The sequence below is a fragment of the Streptomyces yongxingensis genome, assembly GCF_055597465.1.
In genome coordinates this window covers 1,136,523-1,161,399 of sequence record NZ_CM145717.1, presented here as the reverse complement: position 1 = coordinate 1,161,399, position 24,877 = coordinate 1,136,523, and the positions used below count along the sequence as shown (strand labels likewise).

Annotated in this window: 1 protein-coding gene; it reads left to right on the top strand. The window is 72.4% G+C overall.

Annotated elements, in window-relative coordinates; genetic code table 11:
* Positions 1-67 precede the first annotated feature (67 nt).
* Complete coding sequence (locus ACZ6TD_RS05035; protein ID WP_471351092.1) at positions 68-24,844, top strand: type I polyketide synthase; 24,777 nt, start codon at positions 68-70, stop codon at positions 24,842-24,844.
* Positions 24,845-24,877 lie beyond the last annotated feature (33 nt).

Sequence of the window (24,877 nt, the reverse complement as noted above, 5' to 3'; positions counted from 1 at the left end):
CGAGGTGCAGCTCTCTGGCCTCCTTTCATTCTTCAGTCTTCTTTGACTCGTAACAGGCAAGGTTTCCATGGTGAACGAAGATAGGCTTCGGGACTACCTCAAGCGGGTAACGGCAGATCTGCACCAAGCGCGCCAACGCCTGCGCGAGCTGGAGGCAGGAGAGCAGGAACCCATTGCCATCGTGGCGATGAGTTGCCGTTTCCCTGGCGGTGTGGGGAGCCCCGAGGATTTGTGGCGGCTGGTGGCCGGCGGTGGCGATGCCATCTCTGACTTCCCGTCCAACCGTGGGTGGGACGTGGACGGGATGTACGACCCCGATCCCGAGAGTTCGGGCACGTTCTACTCCCGTGAGGGTGGTTTTCTCCACGACGCGGCCGAGTTCGACGCGGGCTTCTTCGGGATCTCGCCGCGCGAGGCCCTTGCCATGGATCCGCAGCAGCGACTGCTGCTGGAAACCTCGTGGGAGGTCTTCGAACGGGCGGGCATCGCTCCGGGGTCGGTGAAGGGCCGTCGGGGCGGTGTCTTCGTGGGGGCCTCGACCTCGGGCTACGGGTCGGACGTCGACGAGTTCCCGGAGGATGTCGAAGGCCACTTGCTGACGGGCACGTCGACCTCCGTCGTATCAGGTCGTATCTCGTACACCTTCGGTCTTGAAGGACCCGCGGTCACGGTGGACACGGCGTGTTCATCGTCGCTGGTCGCGCTGCATCTGGCGGTCCAGGCGCTGCGGCAGGGCGAGTGCGACCTGGCGCTTGCCGGTGGTGCGACGGTGATGTCGACACCGGGTGCCTTTGTGGAGTTCAGCCGGCAGCGCGGTCTGGCCCCCGATGGCCGGTGCAAGCCGTACGCGGACGCGGCGGACGGCACGGGGTGGTCCGAGGGTGTGGGCATGCTGCTCGTGGAGCGGCTGTCGGACGCCCGGCGCAACGGCCACCAGGTGCTGGCGATCGTGCGTGGTTCGGCGGTCAACCAGGACGGTGCGTCCAACGGTCTCACGGCGCCGAACGGCCCCTCGCAGCAGCGGGTCATCCGCGATGCGCTGGCGAGCGCCCGACTGGCCCCGTCCGATGTGGACGTGGTGGAAGGACACGGGACCGGTACGTCCCTGGGCGACCCGATCGAGGCGCAGGCCCTGCTGGCCACGTACGGCCAGGACCGCCCGGAGGGCCGCCCGCTCTGGCTGGGCGCGCTCAAGTCCAACATCGGTCACACACAGGCCGCCGCCGGTGTCGCGGGTGTCATCAAGATGGTGATGGCGATGCGGCACGGGATGTTGCCGCAGACGCTGCATGTGGACGAGCCCTCGCGGCAGGTGGACTGGTCGGCGGGCGAGGTGCGGCTGCTGACCGAGGCCACCGCGTGGCCCGAGACCGATCAGCCGCGCCGGGCGGGCATCTCCGCGTTCGGTGTCAGCGGCACCAACGCGCACACCATCATCGAGCAGGCTCCGCCGGTTGACGAGAACGAAGACGAGGCCGAGACGAGCCCGGCGTCCGACGCCGACATCGGTGTGGCCACCTGGCTGCTGTCGGGTCGTGACGCGGACGCGCTGCGGGCCCAAGCGGCCCGGCTCAGGGCGTTCCTGCTGGAGCGGGCCGAATTGAGCCCGCTGGACATCGGCCATTCGCTGGTGGCGACGCGGTCGATGTTCGAGCACCGTGCCGTGGTGTCCGGTGCGAACCGTGCGGAACTCCTCGCCGGGCTCGAGGCCGTCGCCGCGGGCGAGGCCGCTCCCCATGTGCTCCAGGGCGTGGCCGGGTCGGCGGTCAAGACCGCGTTCCTCTTCTCCGGCCAGGGTGCGCAGCGCCTCGGGATGGGCCGGGAGCTGTACGACGCGTTCCCGGTGTTCGCCCAGGCGCTGGACGAGGTGTGTGCGCATCTGGATGTGGTGCTGGACCGTCCGCTGCGGGAGGTGGTGTTCGCGGCGGAGGGGAGCGCGGACGCCGAGCTCCTGGATCAGACGGCCTTCACCCAGCCCGCGCTGTTCGCGGTCGAGGTGGCGCTGTACCGGCTGGTGGAGCACTGGGGCGTCACCCCGGACGTGCTGATCGGCCACTCCATCGGCGAGATCGCCGCCGCCCATGTGGCCGGTGTGCTCTCCCTGGAGGACGCGTGCACCCTGGTCGCGGCGCGTGGCCGGCTGATGCAGGCGCTGCCCGAGGGCGGCGCCATGGTCGCGGTGCAGGCGTCGGAGGAGGAGATCGCGGGCTCGCTCGCCGGACGTGAGGCCGAGGTGAGCATCGCCGCGGTCAACGGCCCGACCGCCGTGGTCATCGCCGGTGACGAGGCCGCTGTACTGGAGATCGCCGGACAGTGGTCGGAGCAAGGGCGCAAGACGAGCCGGCTGCGGGTCAGCCACGCCTTCCACTCGCCGCGCATGGACGCGATGCTGGACGACTTCCGCCGTGTGGTGCGGGGGCTGTCCTTCCAGCCCCCCACCCTGGCGCTGGTCTCCAACGTCACGGGTGAGCCGGTCGGGGCCGACGAGGTGTGCTCGCCGGAGTACTGGGTGCGGCATGTGCGCGAGGCCGTGCGCTTCGCCGACGGCGTTCGCTCCCTCGCGGCCCAGGGCGTCACCGCGTACATCGAGGTGGGCCCCGATGGTGTGCTCTCGGCGATGGCGCGGGACTGCCTTGCGGGAGAGGCGGCTTCGGCCTCGGCCGTGGTGCCGGTCCTGCGCAAGGGGCGCCCTGACGCCCAGGCCCTGATGGCCGCGCTGACCGAGGCCCACGTCCACGGTGTGACGGTGGACTGGGAGCAGGTCTTCGCCGGGCGGGGTGCCCGCACGGTCGAGCTGCCGACGTACCCCTTCCAGCGGCAGCGCTACTGGCTCGAGGGCACGAGCGCGGTGTCCGGCGGTTCCGCCGCTGACAGCGTGGACGCCCGCTTCTGGGACGCGGTGGAGCGCGAGGACCTGGAGGCGCTGGCGGAGGCGCTGCACGTCGAGGGAAGCGGTTCGCTGGGCGAGCTGCTGCCCGCGCTGTCCTCGTACCGTCGTCAGCAGCGCGACCGGGCCACGGTCGACGGCTGGCGGTACCGGATTTCGTGGAAGCCGGTCTCGGAGTCCCCCGCGGCCACGCTCTCGGGGACATGGCTCCTGGTCGTCCCCGGCTGCGGCGACGACGACGCGTTCGTGGAGTCGGCGTCCGCCGCGCTCCAGCGGCACGGTGCCGAGGTCGTTCGTGTGGTGGCCGACGAGGCCGACCTCGCCCCCGGCGTGCTGGCCGCACGGCTGCGTGAGATCGCCACCGATCCGTCCGGGATCGGCGGTGTGCTGTCCCTGGTGGGCGTGGACGAGCGGCCCTGCACCGGGCACCCGGAGGTCTCCCGTGGCCTCGCCCTGACACTGATGCTGGTGCGGGCCCTGGCCGAGGCCGACATCCGCACCCGGCTGTGGTGCGGCACCCGGGGTGCCGTGTCGGTGGGCCGCTCCGACCAGCTCATCAGCGCCGTGCAGGCGGAAATCTGGGGCCTTGGCCGGGTGGCCGCGCTGGAGCACCCCCGCATCTGGGGCGGCCTCGTCGATCTGCCCGGGACGCTGGACGAGCGCGCCGCCGCGCGACTGGCCTGGGCGCTGTCCGCCGAAGGCGGCGAGGACCAGGTGGCGCTGCGCGGCTCCGGAGCGTACGCCCGGCGCCTGTCCCGCGTCACGGTGGGCAACGAGTCGGCGGAGCGCGCGTGGCGGCCCCGGGGCACGGTGCTCATCACCGGTGGCACCGGCGCCCTGGGCGCGCAGGTGGCGCGCTGGGCCGTGCGCGAGGGCGCCGAACACGTGGTGCTGACGAGCCGTCGCGGCCCGTCGGCCGAGGGGGTTCCCGAACTCACGGCGGAGCTCGAAGGGCTCGGCGCCGAGGTGACCGTGGCGGCCTGCGACGCCGCCGACCGCGATGCCCTCGCCGCCGTGCTGGCCGCCGTCCCCGAGCGGTATCCGCTGAGCGCCGTCGTGCACGCGGCGGGCATTCTGGACGACGGTGTGCTGGACGGCCTGACCGTCGACCGGCTCGCCGGGACGCTGGCCGCGAAGGTCGAGGGCGCGCGGCACCTGCACGAGCTGACCGCGGAGTTGTCGCTCGACGCGTTCGTGCTGTTCTCCTCGTTCGCCGGCGTCGTCGGCAGCGCGGGCCAGGCCGCCTACGCGGCGGCCAACGCCTACCTGGACGCGCTGGCGCAGCAGCGCCGGGCGCAGGGCCTTTCCGCCACCGCGGTCGCCTGGGGCCCGTGGGCCGACGGCGGCATGGCCGCGAGCGGCCGCGCCGGGGAGCGGCTCCGCGGAGGACCGCTGCCCCCCATGGCCCCCTCGCTGGCCGTGGACGCGCTGCGCTGGGCCGCGGGCCAGGACGAGCCCGCGCTGGTCGTGGCCGACATCGACTGGGCCGCCATGGCCTCCATGCTGAGCGCGGGCCCCAGCGCCCTCGTCGGCGACATCCCCGAGGCGCGCGAGCTCCTGACCGCCGCGGCCGGGACCACCGGCCGGGCAGCACCGGGCCACGACCTGCGGGACCAGCTGGCCGGACGGTCGGACGAGGAGCAGCGCCTCCTCCTGCTGGACCTCATCCGCACCCACGCGGCCTCGACACTCGGCCACTTCTCGGCGGAGTCCGTCGAGCCGGGCCGCGCCTTCCGGGACCTCGGATTCGACTCCCTCACCGCCATCGAGCTGCGCAACCGGCTCGACCTGGCCACCGGTCTGAGCCTGCCCGCGACCCTCGTCTTCGACTACCCGACCGCGGAGGTGCTCGCCGACCATCTGCGGCGGGAGCTGGGCGGGGTCCACGCCGCGGCGGTCACCTCGGCTGTGGCGCACCGTGCGCGGCCCGATGACGACGACCCCATCGCGATCGTGGCGATGAGCTGCCGCTTCCCCGGAGGCGTCGAGACCCCGCAGGACCTGTGGCGGCTCCTGGCCGAGGGCGGCGACGCCATCGCCGGGTTCCCCGGCGACCGTGGCTGGGACGTCGAGGGCATGTACCACCCGGACCCCGAGCACCCGGGCACGTTCTACGCCCGCGAGGGCGGTTTCCTCTACGGGGCGCCCCAGTTCGACCCCGGGTTCTTCGGGATCTCGCCGCGCGAGGCGGTGGCCATGGACCCGCAGCAGCGGCTGCTGCTGGAGACGTCGTGGGAGGCGTTCGAATACGCGGGCGTCAAACCGGCCTCGCTCCGTGGCACCAGGACCGGAGTGTTCGTCGGCACCAACGGCCAGGACTACTCCACGCTCATGCTCGACGCCCCCGAGGACTTCGGTGGCCATGTGGGCACGGGCAGCGCGGCCAGTGTGGTGTCCGGGCGCATTTCGTACACGTTCGGCCTCGAGGGGCCGGCGATGACGGTGGACACGGCGTGTTCGTCGTCGCTGGTGGCGCTGCACCTCGCGGTGCAGGCGCTGCGCCAGGGCGAGTGCGATCTGGCCCTGGCCGGCGGTGTGTCGGTGATGTCGACACCGGGTGCCTTCGTGGAGTTCAGCCGCCAGCGCGGTCTGGCGCCCGATGGCCGCTGCAAGCCGTTCGCCGAGGGTGCGGACGGCACGGGCTGGTCCGAAGGTGTCGGCATGCTGCTGGTGGAGCGGCTGTCGGACGCCCGGCGCAACGGCCACCAGGTGCTGGCGATCGTGCGGGGCTCCGCCGTGAACCAGGACGGTGCGTCCAACGGTCTGACGGCGCCCAACGGCCCGTCCCAGCAGCGGGTCATCCGGCAGGCGCTGGAGAGCGCGGGGTTGTCCGCGTCCGAGGTGGACGCGGTCGAGGCGCACGGTACGGGGACGACGCTGGGTGACCCCATCGAGGCGCAGGCGCTGCTCGCGACCTACGGCCAGGACCGCCCGGAGGGCCGCCCGCTGTGGCTGGGCGCCATCAAGTCCAACATCGGTCATACGCAGGCCGCCGCGGGCGTGGCCGGGGTCATCAAGATGGTGATGGCCATGCGCGCGGGCGTGCTGCCGAAGACGCTGCATGTGAACGAGCCGTCGCGGCAGGTGGACTGGTCGGCGGGTGAGGTGCGCCTGCTGACCGAGGCCACCACATGGCCCGAGACGGGACAGCCGCGCCGGGCGGGTATCTCCTCGTTCGGGCTGAGCGGAACCAACGCGCACACCATCATTGAGCAGGCTCCCGACCTGGCAGAAGCCGTGGCCCCGGAGACGACCGGGCCTGAGACGGTGTCGGCGGCCGTGGTGCCGTGGCTGGTTTCCGGGCAGAGCCGGGAGGCGCTGCGGGCGCAGGCCGAGCGGCTGTACGCGGATGTGGCGGCGCGCGAAGACATCGGCGTACTGGAGGTCGGACACACGCTGGCGGCCAGGACGGTGTTCGAGCACCGTGCCGTGCTGGTGGGTGAGGACCGGGAGACCCTGCTGCGCGGCCTGCGGGCCGTCGCGGAGGGCGGAATCGCCTCGGGAGCCGTCCAGGGACAGGCCGTGACGGGTGGCAAGTCGGCGTTCCTGTTCTCGGGCCAGGGTGCGCAGCGCCTGGGCATGGGACGGGAGCTGTACGACGCGTTCCCGGTGTTCGCCCGTGCGCTGGACGAGGTGTGCGCGCACCTCGATGTGGTGCTGGACCGTCCACTGCGGGAGGTGGTGTTCGCGGCGGAGGGGAGCGCGGACGCCGAGCTGCTGGATCAGACGGCGTTCACCCAGCCCGCGCTGTTCGCGGTCGAGGTGGCGCTGTACCGGCTCCTGGAGCACTGGGGCGTCATCCCGGACGTGCTGATCGGCCACTCCATCGGTGAGATCGCCGCCGCCCATGTGGCCGGGGTGTTCTCGCTGGAGGACGCCTGCACGTTGGTGGCCGCTCGTGGCCGTCTGATGCAGGCGCTGCCCGAGGGCGGCGCCATGGTCGCCGTCGAGGCTTCCGAGGAGGAGATCTCCGGCTCGCTCGCCGGTCGTGAGGCCGAGGTGAGCATCGCCGCCGTCAACGGCCCGACCGCGGTCGTCATCGCGGGCGATGAGGCCGTGGCGCTGGAGATCGCCGAACAGTGGGCGGAGCAGGGCCGTAAGACCCGCCGGCTGCGCGTCAGCCACGCCTTCCACTCCCCGCGCATGGACGCCATGCTGGACGACTTCCGTGACGTTGTCTCCGGCCTGTCCTTCCAGACACCGTCCATCGCCCTGATCTCGAACGTCACGGGCGAGGCGGCGGACGCGGACCAGGTGTGCTCGCCCGAGTACTGGGTGCGCCATGTGCGCGAGGCCGTGCGCTTCGCCGACGGCATGCGGGCACTCACCGCCCAGGGCGTCACCAGGTTCCTGGAGGTCGGCCCCGACGGTGTGCTGTCCGCGATGGCGCGCGACTGCCTGACGGAGGACCAGGCCGCGGCCTCGGCCGTGGTGCCGGTGCTGCGCAAGGACCGTCCCGAGGCCCAGGCGCTGACGATGGCGCTGGCCGAACTCCACGTCCACGGAGCCTCGGTGGAGTGGGAGTCCGTCGTCGCCGGGCGCGGTGCGCGCATGGTGGAGCTGCCGACGTACGCCTTCCAGCGCGAGCGGTACTGGCCCGAGGTGTCCCTCTCCCTGAACGGGTGGGACACGTCGGCCGCCGCGGACTCGGTGGACGCCCGGTTCTGGGAGGCGGTCGAGCGCGAGGATCTCGAGGCGCTCGCCGAGACGCTCGACGTCGACGGCGAGACGCCGCTGAGCGCGGTGCTGCCAGCGCTGTCCACGTACCACCGCAACCGGCGTGACCAGTCCACGATCGACAACTGGCGCTACCGTGTGGCGTGGAAGCCGGTCCCGGACGCGGCCGGCGGGTCGCTGTCGGGGACGTGGCTGGTGGTGGTCCCGGCGTCCCGTGCCGAGGACGAGCTGGTGGCGGACGTCGTCTCCGGGCTCGAACGGCACGGCGCCGATGTGGTGCCGCTGGTGGCCGATGAGCGGGACCTGGACGCCGAGGCGCTGGGGGAGCGGCTGCGTGGGGCGATCGCCGACGCGCCCGCAGTGGGTGGTGTGTTGTCGCTGCTCGCCCTGGACGAGGCGCCCTGCCCGGGACACCCCGCGCTCCCCAGCGGTCTGGCCCTGACGCTGACCCTGGTACGGGCCATGGCGGACGCGGGCATCGAGGCTTCGCTGTGGTGCGGTACGCGGGGCGCCGTGTCGGTGGGCCGCTCCGAAAGGCTCAGCCACCCGACGCAGGCGATGGTGTGGGCATTGGGCAGGGTGGCCGCGCTGGAGTTGCCGGCGCTGTGGGGCGGTCTGGTCGACCTGCCCGATTCCCTGGACGAGCGTGCGGTGGGCCGGTTGGTCGGTGTGCTGTCCACCGAGACCACCGAGGTCGCCGAAGACCAGGTGGCGGTGCGCGGTTCCGGGGTGTTCGCACGCCGCCTGACCCGTTCGGCCGCGCCCGCGGCCGACGGAACGACGTGGCGGGCGCGCGGCACGGTGCTGGTGACCGGTGGCACGGGTGCGCTGGGTGGCCGGGTGGCCCGCTGGCTGGTGCGCAACGGTGCCGAGCACCTGGTGCTGACCAGCCGTCGTGGGCTTGACGCGCCGGGCGCGTCCGAGCTGTGCGAGGAGCTCGAAGCCCTGGGCGCGCGGGTGACCGTGGCGGCCTGCGATGTGGCCGACCGTGAGCAACTGGCCGCCGTGCTGGACGCGGTGCCGGAGGAGCTTCCGCTGACGGCGGTCTTCCATGCGGCGGGTGTGGAGCAGGCCGCCGAGCTGGCGGGGATGAGCTTGGCGGACGCCGCCTCGGTGGTGTCGGGGAAGGCCGCCGGTGCCGGCCATCTGGACGCCTTGCTGGGCGACCGCGAACTCGACGCGTTCGTGGTGTTCTCCTCGATCGCGGGTGTGTGGGGCAGTGGTGGCCAGGCCGCGTACGGTGCGGCCAATGCCTATCTGGACGCGTTGGTGGAGGACCGGCGTGCCCGGGGTCTTGCCGGTACCGCGGTGGCCTGGGGTCCCTGGGCCGAGGGTGGCATGGTGGGCGGAGACGAGGGCGAGCAGCTCGCTCGCCGCGGTCTGCTCACGATGGCGCCGGGTCTGGCGATCGCCGCGCTGCAGGGAGCGGTCGCGGGTGACGACGGTGTGGTGACGGTCGCCGATGTGGACTGGGAGCGATTCGCCCCCGCGTTCACCATCGGGCGGCCCAGCCCGCTCCTCGGCGAACTGCCCGAGGTCCAGCGGGCGCTGGCGAACGCCGGAAGCGCCGAAGGCACCTCGGCCGGCTCGGCCCTGCGGGAGCGGTTGACGGGGCTGACCGAGGCCGAGATCGACCGAACCCTGCTCGACCTGGTGCGCGCCCACGCCGCCGCGGTCCTCGGCTTCGCGGGTGCGGAGGCGGTCGAGCCCGGCCGTGCGTTCAAGGAGCTGGGTTTCGACTCGCTCACGGCCGTGGAGTTCCGTAACCGGCTGAACGCGGAGACCGGGCTGGTGCTTCCGGCCACGCTGGTCTTCGACTACCCGAGTGCCACGGTGCTGGCCGACCATCTGCGTGCCGAGGTGCTGGGGACGCGGGGCGCGGTGGCCGCGCCGTCGGCGGCGGCGGACCCGGTCGATGACGACCCGATCGCCATCGTCGGGATGAGCTGCCGCTTCCCGGGCGGTGTGCGCAGCCCGGAGGAGCTGTGGAACCTCGTGGCGGCCGGTACGGACGCCATCACGGACTTCCCCTCCGACCGTGGATGGGATGTCGAGGGGATGTACGACCCCGACCCGGACCGCTCGGGCACGTTCTACGCCCGCGAGGGTGGGTTCCTGGACGGGGCGAGCGAGTTCGACGCGGCGTTCTTCGGGATCTCGCCGCGTGAGGCGCTCGCGATGGATCCGCAGCAGCGGTTGCTGCTGGAGACCTCGTGGGAGGCGTTCGAGCGGGCCGGTATCGACCCGGCGTCGGTGCGCGGCAGCCAGATCGGCGTCTACGTCGGAGCCGCGACCTCCGGCTATGGAGCGGGGCTGCAGGAGATTCCCGAGGGGCTGGAGGGGCAGCTGCTGACCGGCAGCGCCACCTCCGTCGTCTCGGGCCGCATCTCCTACACGCTGGGTCTTGAGGGGCCCGCGCTGACGGTGGACACGGCGTGCTCGTCGTCGCTGGTCGCCCTGCACCAGGCCGCGCAGGCGCTGCGTCAGGGCGAGTGCGACATGGCGCTCGCCGGTGGCGTCACCGTGATGACCAGCCCGGCCGCCTTCGTGGAGTTCAGCCGTCAGCGCGGGCTCGCCCCCGACGGCCGGTGCAAGCCGTTCGCGGACGCGGCCGATGGCACGGGCTGGTCCGAGGGTGTGGGCATGCTGCTCGTGGAGCGGCTGTCCGACGCCCGCCGCAACGGCCACCAGGTGCTGGCGATCGTGCGCGGCTCGGCGGTGAACCAGGACGGTGCCTCCAACGGTCTGACGGCCCCCAACGGCCCCTCGCAGCAGCGGGTCATCCGCCAGGCCCTCGCCAACGCCCGGCTGTCCGCCGCCGACGTCCAGGCGATCGAGGCACACGGCACCGGAACGACGCTGGGCGACCCGATCGAGGCTCAGGCCCTGCTGGCCACCTACGGCCAGGAGCGCCCGGAGAACCTTCCGCTGTGGCTGGGATCGATCAAGTCGAACATCGGCCACACGCAGGCCGCCGCCGGTGTCGCGGGCGTCATCAAGATGGTGATGGCCATGCGGCACGGGGTGCTGCCCCAGACCCTGCACGTGGACGAGCCGTCGCGCGAGGTGGACTGGTCGGCGGGCGAGGTGCGGCTGCTGACCGAGACCGCCGCATGGCCCGAGACCGGGCAGCCGCGCCGGGCCGGCATCTCCGCCTTCGGCGTGAGCGGCACCAACGCGCACACCATCATCGAACAGGCCCCGGTGTACGACGAGGCGGAGCCCGCCCCGGCGATCCCCGCCGACGATCACGGTATGGCCCCCTGGGTGCTCTCCGCCCGGAGCCCGGAAGCCCTGCGCGACCAGGCCGAGCGGCTGCGCGCGCACCTGTCCGAAGGGGCCGGGTCCGGCGTTCTGGACATCGCCGAATCGCTGGTCGCCACGCGATCGGTGTTCGAGCACCGCGCGGTGCTGCTGGGCACCGAACGCGAGACGTTGCTGCGCGGCCTGGAGGCCGTCGCCGCGGGCGACGACGCCCCCGGCATCGTCCGGGGGCAGGCGGCCAAGGGCGGAAAGACCGCGTTCATGTTCACCGGTCAGGGTGCGCAGCGCCTGGGCATGGGCCGGGAGCTGTACGAGGCGTTCCCGGTGTTCGCGCGGGCGCTGGACGAGGTGTTCGCGCGGCTTGACCTTCTGCTGGACCGTCCGCTGCGGGACGTGCTGTTCGCGGCGGAGGGCAGTGCGGATGCGGAGTCGCTGGATCAGACGGCGTTCACGCAGCCGGCGCTGTTCGCGGTCGAGGTGGCGTTGTTCCGGTTGCTGGAGCACTGGGGTGTGACCCCGGATGTGGTGATCGGTCACTCCATCGGTGAGATCGCGGCCGCGCATGTGGCGGGTGTGTTCTCGCTGGATGACGCGTGCGCGCTGGTGGCGGCTCGTGGCCGGTTGATGCAGGCGCTGCCCGAGGGCGGCGCGATGGTGGCCGTCGAGGCGTCGGAGGAGGAGATCGCTCCGTCGCTGGCCGGTCGTGAGGCCGAGGTGAGCATCGCCGCCGTCAACGGTCCGACCGCGGTCGTTATCGCGGGCGATGAGGCGGTGGCGCTGGAGATCGCCGGGCAGTGGGCGGAGCGGGGCCGCAAGACGCGCCGTCTGCGCGTCAGCCACGCCTTCCACTCCCCTCACATGGACGCGATGCTGGAGGACTTCCGCGCGGTCGCGGGAACGCTCGTCTACCACAGCCCGTCCATCGCGCTCATCTCCAATGTCACCGGTGAGCAGGCCGGAGCCGAAGCGGTGTGCTCGCCGGAGTACTGGGTGCGGCACGTACGGCAGACCGTCCGCTTCTTCAGCGGAGTACGGACCCTCGAAGCGCAGGGCGTCACCGCGTACATCGAGGTGGGCCCCGACGGCGTACTCTCCGCGATGGCCCAGGAGTGCCTGACCGAACCGGTCGACGACATCGTGGCCGAGGAGGCACCGGCCCCCCTGCTGGTTCCGGTGCTGCGCAAGGACCGCCCCGAGACGCAGGCGCTCGTGGCGGCCCTCGCCGAGGCGCACGTCCACGGCGAAACCGTCAACTGGCGGGCCTTCTTCGCCGGGCGCGGCGCCCGCCGCGTGGACCTGCCGACCTACGCGTTCCAGCACCAGCGCTACTGGCTGGAGTCCGGTGCCCCGGCGGGAGACGCCGCCGCCTTCGGCCTCGACCCCGCCGATCACCCGCTGCTGGGCGGAGCCGTCCCCCTCGCGGGCGTCGACGGCCTGGTGTTCACCGGAACCCTCTCGCTGCACACCCAGCCCTGGCTGGCGGACCACGTCCTGCGCGGCGAGGCGGTCCTGGCCAGCGCTGCCCTCGTCGAACTGGCCATTCGCGCCGGCGACGAGGTCGGCCTCGGCCTGGTGGAAGAGCTCGTCATCCAGGCGCCGCTGGTCCTTTCCCGAGGGGGCGGCGTCCAGATCCAGCTCGCCCTCGGCGAGGAGGACGAGTCCGGCACCCGTTCGCTGGAGGTGTACTCCCGAGCGGCCGAGCCGGAGGGCGAGGACGAGTGGATCTGCCACGCCAGCGGTGTGCTCGCCCCCGAGCCGGACGACACCGGGACCGCCGAAGGAGCGGCACGCTTCGACTCCGCCGCCTGGCCCCCGCCCGGCGCCGAGCGCGTCGATGTGGACGGCCTGTACGAGTCGCTCGCCGACGACGGCCTTGTCTACGGGCCTTCGTTCCGTGGCCTCCGAGCCGTCTGGCAGCGCGATGACGAGGTGTTCGCCGAGGTCAGCCTGGCTGAGGAGTCCGTTGTGGACGCCGAGCGGTTCGGGCTGCACCCCGCCCTTCTGGACGCGGCGCTGCAGCCGCTCGGCCTCGGAGTGCTGGACGGCGTGGGGCGCGGCCGCATCCTGTTCAGCGTGGCCGGGGTGTCGCTGTACGCCTCCGGTGCCTCCGCGCTGCGCGTCCGGCTCGTCCGTACCGGTCCGGAGACCCTCTCCCTGGACGCGGTCGACGGAGCCGGCGAAGCCGTGCTCTCCGCCGACGCGCTGACGCTACGTCAGGTCGCCACGGAGCAGCCGGAGATCCCGGCGCCGGACGCGGCCGAGACCGCCACCTCGGCCGAGGTGGCCACCGGCACCCCCGTCGAGGAGACCCCCGCCAAGCCCGCCCGTCGGCGCAAGACCGCACGGCGCACCGCCAAGCGGGGTGCCGGCTCGGACTCCGGGCCGCTCGCCGCACTGCGGGAGCGGCTGGCCGGACTCTCCCAGCCGGAGCAGGACCGGGTACTGCTCGATGTGATCCGCACGCATGTCGCGGCGGTGCTGGGACATTCCTCGGCCGACGCGGTCCAGGGATCGCAGGCGTTCAAGGACCTCGGATTCAGCTCGCTGACCGCCGTCGAGTTCCGTAACCGGGTGAGCAAGGCCACGGGCCTGCGTCTCCCGGCGACGGCCGTGTTCGACTACCCGACCCCCGCCGAACTGGCGAAGTTCGCCCGTGCCGAGGTGCTCGGCACGCGGACCGGAGCGCTGGAGCCGGTACCGGTCGCGGTGGCGGCCAACGACGATCCGATCGTGATCGTGGGGATGAGCTGCCGCTACCCCGGAGGGGTGGCCACTCCGGAGGACCTGTGGAACCTGGTCGCCGAAGGCCGGGACGGCATCTCCCCCTTCCCGACGGACCGCGGCTGGGACGTGGAGAACCTCTACGACCCGGACCCGGACGCGCCGGGCAAGTGCTACACGCAGGAAGGTGGCTTCCTGCACAACGCCAGCCAGTTCGACCCGGGGTTCTTCGGGATCTCGCCGCGTGAGGCGATATCGATGGACCCGCAGCACCGACTGCTGCTGGAGACCTCATGGGAGGCGCTGGAGCGGGCCGGTATCGACCCGGTCTCCACGAAGGGCAGCCAGACCGGCGTCTTCGCCGGTGTGACCTACCAGGACTACGGCGGTGTCCTCGCCGGATCCCAGGAGAGCGTCGAGGGCCTCGTCGGCACCGGTGTCTCGCCGAGCGTGCTCTCGGGCCGCATCTCCTACACCCTGGGCCTCGAAGGGCCCGCCATGACGGTGGACACCGCCTGCTCGTCGTCGCTGGTCGCCCTGCACCTCGCGTGGCAGGCGCTGCGCCAGGGCGAGTGCTCGCTGGCGCTGGCCGGTGGTGTGACCGTGATGTCCACCCCGATGTCGATGGTCGAGTTCAGCCGGCAGCGCGCGCTCGCCTCCGACGGCCGCAGCAAGCCGTTCTCGGCCGCGGCGGACGGCGCGAGCTGGGCCGAGGGCGTCGGCATGCTCGTCCTCGAGCGGCTGTCGGACGCCCGCCGCAACGGCCACCCCGTCCTCGCCGTGGTGCGGGGCAGCGCGGTGAACCAGGACGGCGCGTCCAACGGCCTGACGGCGCCCAACGGCCCCTCGCAGCAGCGGGTCATCCGGCAGGCGCTGGCGAACGCCCGCCTGTCGGGCGCCGAGGTCGACGCGGTGGAGGCGCACGGCACGGGTACCACCCTGGGTGACCCGATCGAGGCGCAGGCGCTGCTGGCCACCTACGGCCAGGACCGCCCCGAGGGCCAGCCGCTGTGGCTGGGTGCCATCAAGTCGAACATCGGTCACTCGCAGGCGGCGGCGGGCGTGGGCGGCGTCATCAAGATGGTGATGGCGATGCGTCACGGCGTGCTGCCGAAGACCCTGCACCTCGACGAGCCTTCACCGCACGTGGACTGGACGGAGGGTGACGTCGAGCTGCTGGCCGAGGCCAGGCCGTGGCCCGAGACCGGGCATCCGCGGCGTGCGGGTGTGTCGGCGTTCGGGATGAGCGGCACCAATGTGCACACCATCCTGGAGCAGGCTCCGGAGGTCGAGACCGCCGAGGCCGCTGAGACCGAGATCGTGGACGGTCCGGTGGCGTGGGTCGTGTCGGGCAAGAGCAACGACGCGGTGCTGGCCCAGGCCGAGCAGCTGCGGGAGTTCGTGGCCGAGCGCCCGGAGTTGCGTGCCGCCGATGTGGCGCTCTCGCTGGCGACGACCAGGTCCGCGTTCCAGTACCGGGCCGCGGTCACCGGGACCGGCCGAGAAGAACTCCTGCAGCGCCTGGAGGCGGTGGCCGAGGGTGCCAAGGCACCGGGCGTGGTCCGCGCGAGCGCCGTCGAGGCACCGGGCCGTTCGGTGTTCGTCTTCCCCGGTCAGGGGGCGCAGTGGGTGGGGATGGCGGTGGGCCTGCTCGAGAGCTCGCCGGTGTTCGCCGAGGCGATGGCCGAGTGTGAGACGGCTCTGTCGGCGTACGTGGACTGGTCGCTGAGCGAGGTGCTGCGCGGTGCCGAGGGTGCTCCTGGTTTCGATCGGGTGGATGTCGTTCAGCCGGTGTTGTTCGCGGTGATGGTGTCGCTGGCGAGGCTGTGGCGTTCGGTGGGTGTGGTGCCGGACGCGGTGATGGGGCACAGCCAGGGTGAGATCGCCGCGGCTTGTGTGGCCGGTGCGCTCTCGTTGCAGGATGCGGCGAAGGTGGTGACCCTGCGGTCGCAGGCGATCGCGGCGGGTCTTGCGGGCCGTGGTGGCATGGTGTCGGTCGGACTGCCGGTTGACCAGGTCAGGGACCGTATCGCCGCCTGGGACGGTGGAATATCCGTCGCCGCGGTCAACGGCCCCGGCTCGGTCGTGGTCTCCGGCGACCCGGGGGCGCTGGATGAGATGGTCGAGCGGCTGGAGGGCGAGGAGGTCCGAGTCCGCCGGGTTCCGGTGGACTACGCCTCGCACTCCGCACATGTGGAGGCGATCCACGAGGAGCTGCTGGAGGTCCTGGCGGGTATCGAGCCGCGCGCGTCGGAGGTGCCGTTCTACTCCACGGTGACCGGCGAGCTGGTGGACACCGCCGGTCTGGGCGCGGAGTACTGGTACCGGAACCTGCGGCAGACCGTCGAGCTGGAGGCCACCACCCGCACCCTGCTCGACAGTGGCCACGGCGTGTTCATCGAGGTGAGCCCGCACCCCGTGCTCACCCTGCCCGTTCAGCAGACCGTCGAGGCCGCTGAGGCCCAGGCGGTGGTCGTCGGCACGCTGCGCCGCGATGAAGGCGGTCTGGAGCGGTTCCTGACCTCGATCGCCGAGCTTCATGTCAACGGGGCCGACGTCGACTGGCGGAAGGTGTTCGCCGGGCAGGGCGGCCGTCAGGTCGATCTGCCGACCTACGCCTTCCAGCGGCAGCGGTACTGGCCGCAGCCGGCCGAGGACGGTGGGCTCGGCAACGGCCCCGTGTCCGAGGCCGACTCGGTGGATGCCCGGTTCTGGGAGGCCGTCGAGCGTGAGGACCTCGAAGGGCTGGCACAGACCCTGGATCTCGACGGCGAGGCGCCGCTGAGCGCGGTGCTGCCCGCCCTGTCGTCGTACCGGCGAGGCAGGCGTGACCGTTCGACGGTCGACAACTGGCGCTACCGGATCAACTGGAAGCCCCTCATCGACCAGTCGATGTCCGGCTCGGACCAGGAGCAGGGCGCCCCGATCACCGGTACGTGGATGGTCGTCGTCCCGCCGGTCGACACCGCCCGTGAACTGGCGGAGCGCATCGCGCGGGACGTGGAGCGCCACGGTGCCCGCATGGTGCGGGTCGACCTGGACGAGGCGGAGCCGGAGCGGTCGTCGCTGACCGAACTCCTGCGGGCCGCAGCCCCCCATACGCCCGCCACGGACGGATCCGAGCAGGAGGGGACGCTCGCGATCGACGGAGTGCTCTCCCTGCTCGCACTGGACGAGGAGGCGCTCGCCGAGCATCCGGGCATTCCGCGTGGCTTCGCCGGCACCGTGGCCCTGGTCCAGGCGCTCAGCGACATCGACATCGACGTGCCGCTGTGGCTCGCCACCACCGGAGCCGTGTCCGTGGGCCGCTCCGACCGGGTCGGCAGCGTCAAGCAGTCCCTGGTGTGGGGTCTGGGCCGGGTGGTCGGCCTGGAGTACGCACAGCGCTGGGGCGGTCTCGTGGACCTTCCCGAGTCGCCGGACGCGATCGACGAGCGGGCGCTCAACCGCCTGGTCGGCCTGATCGGGCGCTCCGGTGACGAGGACCAGGTCGCGGTGCGCGCCTCCGGGGTCTTCGGCCGAAGGCTCGTCCGCGCGCCGCTGGGGGACGCCCGGCCGGCCCGCGCCTGGCAGCCTCGCGGCAGCGTCCTGATCACCGGTGGTACCGGTGCCCTCGGTGGCCGCCTCGCCCGCTGGCTCGTCCGTGGCGGTGCCGAGCACCTGGTGCTGACCAGCCGCCGCGGTCTGGACGCTCCCGGCGCGGCCGAGCTGAGGGACGAGTTGACCGCTCTGGGTGCGCGGGTCACCGTCGTCGCCTGTGACGCCGCCGACCGTGGCGCGCTGCGGGAGCTCCTCGACGGGCTGCCCGCGGAGTACCCGCTGACCGCGGTGGTGCACGCGGCCGGTGTGCTGGACGACGGCCTCATCGACACCCTCACGGTCCCCAGGGCGCAGGGCGTCTTCCGGCCCAAGGTGGACGCCGTGGTGAACCTCCACGAGCTGACCCGGGACCTGGACCTGTCCGCCTTCATCCTCTTCTCTTCCTACGCCGGAACCGTCGGTGGTGCCGGTCAGGGCAGCTACGCCGCCGCGAACGCCTTCCTCGACGCCCTGGCGCAGCAGCGCCGGGCCCAGGGGCTGGCGGCCACCTCGGTGGCGTGGGGCGCCTGGGGCGGCGGTGGTCTGGTCGACGACGCCATCGCGGCCCAGCTGAAGCGGCGCGGTATGCCGGCGCTGGTGCCCGAACTCGCCGTCGACGCCCTGCAGCAGGCGCTCGACCACGACGAGGTCGACATCACCGTCGCCGACGTGGACTGGGAGCGCTACGCCCCCGGGTTCGCCTCGGCCCGGCCGCGTCCCCTGCTGAACGAGCTGCCGGAGGTGCGGGAGGCACTGGAGGCGGCGGAGGCCGAGCTCGGTGCGGCCCTCTCCGGGCTGGCCGAGCGCCTCGAAGGGCTGTCGGCCGCCGAACGCGAGGCGGAGGTGCTCGACCTCGTCAGGTCCCACGCCGCCGAGGTGATCGGATACCCGAGCGCCGACGCGGTGGAGCCGGACCGGGCCTTCAGGGACATCGGGTTCGACTCGCTGACCGCCGTGGAGCTGCGAAACGGCCTGAGCTCGGTGGCCGGTGTGAATCTGCCGGTCACGGTGGCCTTCGACTACCCGACGCCCACGGTGCTCGCCCGGTTCATCGTCGGTGAGGTGGTGGGCACCGCGCCCGCGCCGGCCGATGACCTGCCGGTGGTGACGGGCACGGTCGTGGACGACGACCCGATCGCGATCGTGTCGATGAGCTGCCGCTTCCCCGGCGGGGTGCGCACTCCGGAGGACCTGTGGCGGCTGGTCTCCGAGGGCAGCGACGTGATCAGCGCCTACCCGACCAACCGTGGCTGGGATCTGGATTACCTCTACGACCCGGACCCGGAGAACCAGGGCACCAGCTATGCGAGCGGCGGCGGCTTCGTCTACGACGCCGATGAGTTCGACCCGGCGTTCTTCGGGATCGCCCCGCGCGAGGCGCTGACCATCGACCCGCAGCAGCGGCTGCTGCTGGAGACCTCCTGGGAGGTGTTCGAGCGGGCGGGCATCGACCCCGCGTCGCTCAAGGGGAGCCGGACGGGTGTCTTCGCGGGAAGCAACGGCCAGGACTACATCGGCCTGCTGCTGACCGCCCCGGGCGGCCCCGACGGCTACCTCGGAACCGGCAACGCGGGCAGCGTCGTGTCGGGCCGTATCTCGTACACCTTCGGTCTCGAAGGACCGGCGGTCACGGTGGACACGGCGTGCTCCTCGTCGCTGGTGGCACTGCACATGGCCGTGCAGTCGCTGCGCCAGGGCGAGTGTTCCCTGGCGCTGGCCGGCGGTGTCACGATCATGTCCAGCCCGGGCTCGTTCGTGGACTTCAGCCGGCAGAAGGGGCTGTCGACGGACGGGCGGTGCAAGGCGTTCGCGGCATCGGCCGACGGCACGGGCTGGGCCGAGGGCGTCGGCGTGCTGCTGCTCGAGCGGCTGTCGGACGCGCGGCGCAACGGCCACCCGGTGATGGCGATCGTGCGCGGCTCCGCGATCAACCAGGACGGCGCGTCCAACGGCATCACGGCGCCCAACGGCCCGTCGCAGCAGCGGGTGATCCGCCAGGCGCTGGCCAGCGCCGACCTCGCCGCCCACCAGGTACAGGCGGTCGAGGCGCACGGCACCGGCACCAGGCTCGGTGACCCGATCGAGGCTCAGGCGCTGCTGGCCACCTACGGTCAGGGACGGCCGGAGGACCAGCCGCTGTGGCTGGGCTCCATCAAGTCGAACATCGGGCACACCCAGGCGGCCGCGGGCGTCGCAGGAATCATCAAGATGGTCATGGCCATGCGCGAGGGCGTGCTGCCGAAGACGCTCCACGTCGACGAGCCGACGCCGCATGTGGACTGGACGGCGGGCGAGGTCCGGCTGCTGACCGAGCCGACCGCATGGCCGGACAACGGCGAGCCGCGCCGGGCGGGCATCTCCTCGTTCGGCATCAGCGGCACCAACGCCCACACCATCATCGAGCAGGCCCCGGAGCCGGAGGAGCCGAAGGCGGTCGAGCGGGTCCGTACGGACGACGCCCCCTCGACCGGCTCGGAAGCACTTCCCTGGACGGTCACCGGCAAGGGCGCCGAGGCGCTGCGGGCCCAGGCCAGGAACCTGCGCGACTACGTGGCGGCCCACCCCGAACTCGACCTCGACGACGTGGGCTATTCGCTGGCGGCCACCCGGTCCGTCTTCGACCACCGCGCCGTGCTCCTGAGCGGTGACCGGGACGGGCTGCTGAGCGGTCTCGACGCCATCGCCTCCGGTGCCACGGCCCCCGGAGTCGTCCAGGGATCCGTGGGCACGGCCGGTAAGACGGCGTTCCTGTTCTCGGGGCAGGGCGCGCAGCGTCCGGGCATGGGACGGGAGCTGTACGACCGCTTCCCGGTGTTCGCCCGCGCTCTGGACGAGGTGTGCGCGTACCTCGATGTGCTGCTCGACCGGCCGCTGCAGGAGGTGATGTTCGCAGCCGAGGGCAGCGCGGACGCCGAGCTGCTGGATCAGACGGCGTTCACCCAGCCCGCGCTGTTCGCCATCGAGGTGGCGCTGTTCCGGCTGCTGGAGCGCTGGGGCGTCACCCCGGACGTGCTCATCGGCCACTCGGTGGGAGAGGTCGCCGCGGCCCATGTGGCCGGGGTGCTCTCGCTGGAGGACGCGTGCGCGCTCATCGCGGCGCGTGGCCGCCTGATGCAGGCGCTGCCGGAAGGTGGCGCGATGGTGGCGGTGCAGGCGTCGGAGGAGGAAATCGCCCTGTCGCTGGCCGGTCGTGAGGCCGAGGTGAGCATCGCCGCGGTCAACGGTCCGACGGCCGTGGTGATCGCGGGCGATGAGGCCGCTGCGCTGGAGATCGCCGAGGACTGGGCCGAGCAGGGCCGCAAGACCCGCCGCCTGCGGGTCAGCCACGCCTTCCACTCGCCCCGCATGGACGCGATGCTGGACGACTTCCGTGACGTCGTCTCCGGTCTGTCCTTCGAGGCACCGTCGATCTCGCTGGTCTCCAACCTCACGGGTGCGTCGGCGGGAGCGGCCGAGGTGTGCTCGCCGGATTACTGGGTGCGGCATGTGCGGGAGGCGGTGCGCTTCGCGGACGGGATACGGGCCCTGGAGAAGCTCGGGGTGACCTCGTTCCTGGAGGTGGGCCCCGATGGTGTGCTCACCGCGATGGCCCAGGACTGCCTGCCGGCCGACGAGGCCGGAGGCACTCTCACCCTCGTCCCCGCGCTGCGCAAGAACCGCCCCGAGACGCAGTCGCTGACGACGGCGCTGGCCGAACTCCACGTTCACGGCACCACCGTGAACTGGTCGACGGCGTTCGCCGGACGCGACGTGCGGCGGGTGGAACTGCCCACCTACGCCTTCCAGCGGCAGCGCTACTGGCCGAAGGCCGGCCCCATGACCGGGGACATCTCCTCCGTCGGGCTCAGCTCTCCCAACCACCCACTGCTGGGTGCCGGAGTCGAGCTCGCGGGCCGCGACGGATTCCTGTTCACCAGCAGGCTGTCGGTACAGAGCCAGCCGTGGCTGGCCGACCACGCGATCGCGGGCGCGGCCCTGTTCCCCGGGACCGGATTCCTCGAACTGGCCATCCGCGCCGCCGACCAGGTCGGCTGCGGCCGGGTCGAGGAGGTCACCCTGGCCACCCCGATGGTCCTGCCCGGACACGAACCGGTCCAGGTGCAGCTCTGGGTGGGTGACACGGACGAGACGGGCTACCGCTCGCTCAGCCTGTACTCCCGCCCGGCCGACGCGCCCTCGGACGAGCCGTGGACGCAGCACGCGGCCGGTGCGCTCGCCCCGGCCGGCCCCGAGCCGTCGTTCGACCTGAGCGCATGGCCCCCGGCGGATGCGGAAGCCCTGGACATCAGCGACTTCTACGAGCGCTTCGCCGCCACCGGCTTCGCCTATGGCCCGGTGTTCCAGGGCCTGCGGGCCGCCTGGCGCTCCGGCGACGACGTCTACGTCGAGGTCGGTCTCGATGAGGAGCACGCGTCGGACGCGGCCGACTTCGGCCTCCACCCCGCCCTGCTGGACGCCGCCGTCCAGGCGGTGACCTTCGTCGCCCTGGAGGACGTCGGGCTCTCCCGGCTCCCGTTCTCCTGGAGCGGGGTGTCGCTCCACGCCGGTGGCGCGTCCACCCTGCGGGTGCGGCTCACCCAGCTCGGTCCGGACTCCATCTCCCTCGCGGTGGCCGACGGAACCGGCCGCCCGGTGGCGTCGATCGAATCCCTCGTGTTGCGCCCGGTGTCGGTGGAACACATCGACTCGGCCAGGACGTCGGCGTTCCGCGACTCGCTGTTCACGCTGGACTGGACCCCCGTACCGGCCATCGCACCGGCCGAGGCGGCAACGGCGCGGTGGGCCGTGGTGGGCACCGACCACTACGGACTGGCCGCCGGCGCGGTCGCCGGAGCCGAGGTGACCGCCTACGCCGATCTCGACGCGCTGGGCGCCGCGATCGACGCGGGCGCCGCCGCCCCGGAGGCCGTGCTGGTGTCCTACGCACCGGGCCTCGACGACGAGGCGGCCCAGGGCAAGCCCAAGAGCAAGGCGAAGGGCAGGGCCAAGGGCAAGGGCAAGAGCAAGGCCAAGCGGGGCCTGGAGCCCGCGGGCGCCATCCACGCGGTGACGCACCACACGCTCGGCCTGATCCAGGGCTGGCTCGGCGACCGCCGGTTCGACTCCTCCCGACTGGTCTTCGTGACCTCGGGCGCCATGGCCCCCGAGGACCGCGATGAGACCCCGGACCTGATCCACGCACCCCTGTGGGGCATGGTGCGGTCCGCGCAGTCGGAGAACCCGAGCTGCTTCGTCCTGGTGGACCTCGACGAGGACGAGGCGTCCAAGGCGGCACTGCCCGCCGTGCTCGCCGGCGACGAGCCGCAGGCCGTGGTCCGCGAGGGCACGGTGCTCGGCCAGCGCATGGCCCGGGTCTCCTCGGGCACCGCGCTGCTGCCGCCCGCCGGAATACGGGAATGGCGCCTGGACATGCATGCCAAGGGAACCCTGGAGAACCTGGCGCTGCTGCCCTGCCCCGATGCCACCGAAGCCCTACGCGAGAACGAGATCAGGGTCGAGATGCGCGCGGCGGGTATGAACTTCCGCGACGTGCTCAACGCCCTGGGGATGTACCCCGGAGAGGCCGGGCCGCTCGGTGGCGAGGGCGCCGGTACCGTGACCGAGGTCGGCCCCGGAGTGACGGACCTGGCGCCCGGCGACCGGGTGATGGGCATCTTCAGCGGGTCGTTCGGCCCGGTCGCCATCACCGACCGGCGCGTCGTCGCCCGGGTCCCGGAGGACTGGACGTTCGAGCAGGCCGCCTCCACTCCCATCGTGTTCCTGACGGCCTACTACGCCATGGTGGACCTGGGAGCCCTCCAGGCCGGCCAGTCGGTGCTGGTGCACTCGGCGGCCGGTGGTGTGGGCATGGCCACGCTCCAGCTGGCGCGGCACCTCGGGGCCGAGGTCTTCGGCACGGCGAGCGAGGGCAAGTGGGACACCCTGCGGTCGCTGGGTCTGGACGACGAGCACATCGCGTCGTCGCGGACGCTGGACTTCGAAAAGCGCTTCCTCGATGTCACCGGCGGGCGCGGTATGGACGTGGTGCTCGACTCGCTGGCGCGGGAGTTCGTGGACGCGGGCCTGCGTCTGCTGCCGCGCGGCGGACGGTTCCTGGAGATGGGCAAGACCGACATCCGGATCCCGGACGAGGTGGCCGCCGAATACTCCGGAGTCTCCTACCGGGCGTTCGACCTCATGGAGGCGGGACCCGACCGCATCCATGAGATGTGGAGCGACCTGATCTCCCTGTTCGAGAGCGGGGCACTGCGGCCGCTGCCGGTGCGCACCTGGGATGTCCGCAGGGCACCCGACGCCTTCCGCTTCATCAGCCAGGCCCGGCACACCGGCAAGGTGGCGCTGACCATCCCGAGGACGCTGGATGGTCCGGGGACGGTGCTGATCACGGGTGGTACGGGTGGTCTGGGCGCGTTGCTGGCCCGTCATCTGGTGGTGGAGCACAAGGTTGAGCATCTGGTGCTGACGAGTCGTCGTGGCGTGGAGGCGCCGGGTGCGGCGGAGTTGGTGGCGGAGCTGGCCGGGTTGGGTGCCGAGGCGCGGGTGGTGGCGTGTGATGTCGCCGACCGGGCCGCGGTGGAGAAGCTGCTGGCGGGGATCGGGTCGGAGCATCCGCTGTCGGCCGTGGTGCATGCGGCGGGTGTGCTGGATGACGGTGTGGTGGAGTCGCTGACGCCGGAGCGGGTGGACAAGGTGCTGCGTCCGAAGGTGGACGCGGCGCTGCATCTGCACGAGCTGACGCGCGACCTGGACCTGTCCGCCTTCATCCTGTTCTCCTCCGTCTCCGGTACCTTCGGCGGCGCCGGCCAGGCCAACTACGCGGCGGGCAACGCGTTCATGGACGCCCTGGCCCAGCACCGCAGGGCCGAGGGGCTTCCCGCGGCCTCGCTCGTCTGGGGGCCGTGGACGCAGGACGGCGGCATGACCACCGAGCTGGCCGACGCCGACGTCAGCCGGATGACCCGGACCGGCATGGTCGCCCTCACCCCCGAGGCGGGACTCGCGCTGTTCGACGCGACCCGCGATCTCGACGGTGCCGTCCTGGTGCCCATGACGATGGACATGGCGTCGGTGGGCGAGCACGTACCCGCGCTGCTGCGGGGACTGGTGCGGGCACCCGCGCGCCGGACCGCGGAGGCGGGCGCCGCGAGCACCACGGCCGACCCGGCCGCCGAGCTCAAGCAGCACCTGGCCGGGAAGTCCGAGACGGAGCGCGAGCGGATCCTCGTGGACCTGGTGTGCGATCAGGTGGCCGTCGTCCTGGGCTACGCGTCGGGGCGGGCGATCGAGCCTGGACACGCGTTCAAGGACCTGGGCTTCGACTCCCTGTCGGCCGTCGAGCTGCGCAACCGGCTCAACGCGATCACCGGAACGCGGCTGCCGGCGACGCTGGTGTTCGACTACCCGACCCCGGCGTCGCTCGGACGATTCCTGCGGGAAGAGGTCACCCCCGCGGACGGGCCCGCGACCGAGCCCGTCTTCGGAGAACTCGACCGGCTGGAATCCACCCTGTCGGCGCTCGACTCCGACAGCGAGACGCAACGCCAGGTCATGGCGCGGCTCCAGGGCCTGGTGGCGAAGTGGTCCGCCGGCGGCACCGGGCAGATGTCCGGCGGCGCGCTGGAGCCGGACGACGACACGGACGACGACAGCGAGATCGAATCGGCGACCGCCGACGAGATCTTCAAACTCATCGACGACGAATTCGGAATGTCCTGACGTGGCGAGCTGGAACTCACAGAGTGTTTCAAG

Coding starts and splice junctions, on each gene's coding strand:
- ACZ6TD_RS05035 (WP_471351092.1), top strand. CDS start 68: ATGGTGAACGAAGATAGGCTTCGGGACTACCTCAAGCGGGTAACGGCA.